The organism is Microcystis sp. M49636_WE2, assembly GCF_030065375.1.
Lineage (GTDB): Bacteria > Cyanobacteriota > Cyanobacteriia > Cyanobacteriales > Microcystaceae > Microcystis > Microcystis aeruginosa_C.
Genome location: NZ_JASJFG010000919.1, coordinates 1 through 2978, shown reverse-complemented (window position 1 = coordinate 2978; position 2978 = coordinate 1). Strand labels below are relative to the sequence as shown.

Sequence of the window (2978 nt, the reverse complement as noted above, 5' to 3'; positions counted from 1 at the left end):
ATGCTTTCCGGGAAAATGTCTTGGAATTATTAATTAGTTGGCGGGTTAGTATGGAAATAAATAACATCCTAGAAACTGAAGATAGAGAGGTGTTTATGACCTTATCTCAAACCTATCAGGAATGGAAGGAAGCAACTAAACAGGAGGGACGACAGGAAGGACGACAGGAAGGAAAACTGGAATCTATTCCCCGTTTGCTTGCTTTGGGTTTAAGTGTGGAACAAATCGCTCAAGCTTTGGATTTAGACTTAGAACAGGTCCGACAAGCGGCGCGAGAGTAAAGGTGGAGAGTTAAAACGCAAAAATGCCACAATGGATAAAATAGGCATTTTCTGACTAACTGACATCTTCTATGAGCAACCACCTAAGCGGAAGCGAGATTCGCCAGCGATTTTTAGACTTTTTTGCGGCCAGAAACCATAAAATTCTCCCTAGTGCCTCCCTAGTACCAGAAGACCCCACCGTTTTGCTGACTATTGCGGGAATGCTCCCTTTTAAGCCGATTTTCTTAGGGCAAAAGACCCCAGAATTTCCCCGCGCTACCACTTCTCAAAAATGTATTCGCACCAACGATATCGAAAATGTCGGCCGGACTGCTAGACATCATACTTTTTTTGAGATGTTGGGCAATTTTAGCTTTGGTGATTATTTTAAAGAACAAGCGATCGCCTGGGCCTGGGAATTGTCCACAGAAGTTTTTAACCTTCCCCCCGAAAGATTAGTCGTTAGTGTCTTTAGAGAGGATGAGGAAGCTTTCGCTATCTGGCGCGATAAAATCGGTATTCCTGCCCATCGTATCCAAAAAATGGGCGAAGCGGATAACTTTTGGGTATCGGGTCCCACGGGTCCCTGTGGTCCCTGTTCGGAAATTTACTACGATTTTCACCCGGAATTAGGGGATAAAACCATCGATTTAGAGGATGATAGCCGTTTTATCGAGTTTTATAACCTCGTCTTCATGCAGTATAACCGCGATGCGGACGGCAATCTAACACCCCTAGCCAATAAAAATATCGATACGGGGATGGGTTTGGAACGGATGGCGCAAATCCTGCAAAAAGTCGCCAATAACTACGAAACTGACCTAATTTTCCCGATTGTCGCCGAAGCAGCCCGGTTAGCAGCCATAGACTACCAGAAAGCGGACGAAAAAACGAAAGTTTCCCTAAAAGTCATCGGCGATCATGTGCGTTCGGTAGTACACATGATAGCAGATGGTATCTCAGCATCGAATACTGACAGAGGTTACGTCCTGCGTCGTCTGATTCGTAGAGTAGTACGGCACGGGCGTTTAATCGGTATTGAAGGTCAATTTATCACCAAAGTGGCGGAAGTGGCGATCGCTCTTTCCGAGTCCGTCTATGGCAATGTTCGGGAACGAGAAACGGTGATCAAGGCAGAATTAGAACGAGAGGAAGCGAGATTTTTAGAAACCCTAGAAAGAGGCGAGAAACTGCTCGAATCGATTCTAGAAAAAGAAAAAAGCCAGATTTCGGGAGTCGATGCCTTTACCCTTTATGATACCTATGGCTTCCCCCTCGAACTCACTCAAGAAATCGCCGAGGAGCAGGGTTTAAGCGTCGATACGGCGGGTTTCGAGCAGGAAATGAAAAAACAGCAGCAAAGATCAAAAGCCGCCCACGAAACCATAGATTTGACGGTACAGGGGAGTTTAGATAAGCTGGCAGAACATATTCACCCGACGGAATTTCTCGGTTATACGGATTTGCAAGCAACCGCAACAGTAACGGCGGTTTTAGTCGCCGGTAAAACGGTGGAATCGGCCGCAGCAGGCACTGAGGTGCAGGTAGTTCTCGATCAAACGCCTTTTTATGCCGAATCGGGTGGACAAATCGGTGACAAGGGTTATTTAACTGGCGATAATCTGCTTATCCGCGTTGAGGATGTGCAGAAAGAATCGGGGATTTTTATCCATTTTGGTCGGATTGAGCGGGGAATTGTCACCACTGGCGATACAATTAATGCTCAGATCGATCGCTCCTGTCGTCGTCGCGCTCAAGCTAATCATACCGCGACCCATCTGCTACAATCGGCCCTGAAAAAGCTTGTCGATGGGGGGATTTCCCAAGCGGGTTCCCTCGTCAGTTTTGAGCGCCTCCGTTTTGATTTTAACTGTCCTCGTCCCCTGACTAGCTCTGAATTGCAACAGGTGGAAGAACAGATTAACACTTGGATTGCCGAAGCGCATGACACCGAGATAGCGGTGATGGGATTGGAAGAAGCGAAGCAAAAGGGAGCTATTGCCATGTTTGGCGAGAAATACGGCTCAGAAGTGCGAGTTATTGATATTCCTAGCGTTTCTATGGAATTATGCGGGGGAACTCACGTTAAAAATACCGCCGAGATCGGTTTATTTAAAATCATCTCCGAGACGGGAATCGCCGCAGGAATTCGTCGCATCGAAGCGGTGGCCGGCCCCGCCGTGTTAGCATACCTGAATGAACGGGATCAGGTGGTGCGGGATTTGTGCGATCGCTTTAAGGTCAAACCTCTGGAAATTCCCGATCGCATTACGGCCTTACAATCGGAGTTAAAGGGGACACAAAAGCAGTTAGAAGCGGTTAAACAGGAGTTAGCACTAAATAAATCGGATGCTTTGCTATCTCAAACTGAATCTATCGGCGAATTTAAGCTATTAGTCGCTTCTTTGGGCGATATTGATGCTAATGCTTTGATGGCCGCAGCCGAAAGACTACAGCAAAAATTAGGGGAAGGGGCAGTGGTTTTGGCCTCGACTCCCGCAGCTGATAAAGTGAGTTTAGTGGCCGCTTTTAGTCCCCGGGTGATTAAAGATAAGGGTTTACAAGCGGGTAAATTTATCGGTGCGATCGCTAAAATCTGCGCCGGTGGTGGTGGTGGTCGTCCCAATTTAGCTCAAGCTGGGGGACGGGATGCTAGTAAGTTAAGCGAAGCTTTAGCTAAGGCCAAAAGTCAGTTAACTAGCAGTTTACAATAGT

General features: G+C 47.0%; 2 protein-coding genes. Both read left to right on the top strand.

What is annotated here, in order from left to right; genetic code table 11:
- A partial coding sequence (locus tag PX484_RS21035; protein WP_288105376.1) for an Rpn family recombination-promoting nuclease/putative transposase occupies window positions 1-281 on the top strand: 281 nt, incomplete at its 5' end.
- Window positions 282-352: 71 nt separating this feature from the next.
- On the top strand, window positions 353-2977 hold the full coding sequence (gene alaS, locus PX484_RS21030) for an alanine--tRNA ligase (protein ID WP_288105374.1): 2625 nt from the start codon (window positions 353-355) through the stop codon (window positions 2975-2977).
- The last annotated feature ends 1 nt before the right edge of the window (window position 2978 follow it).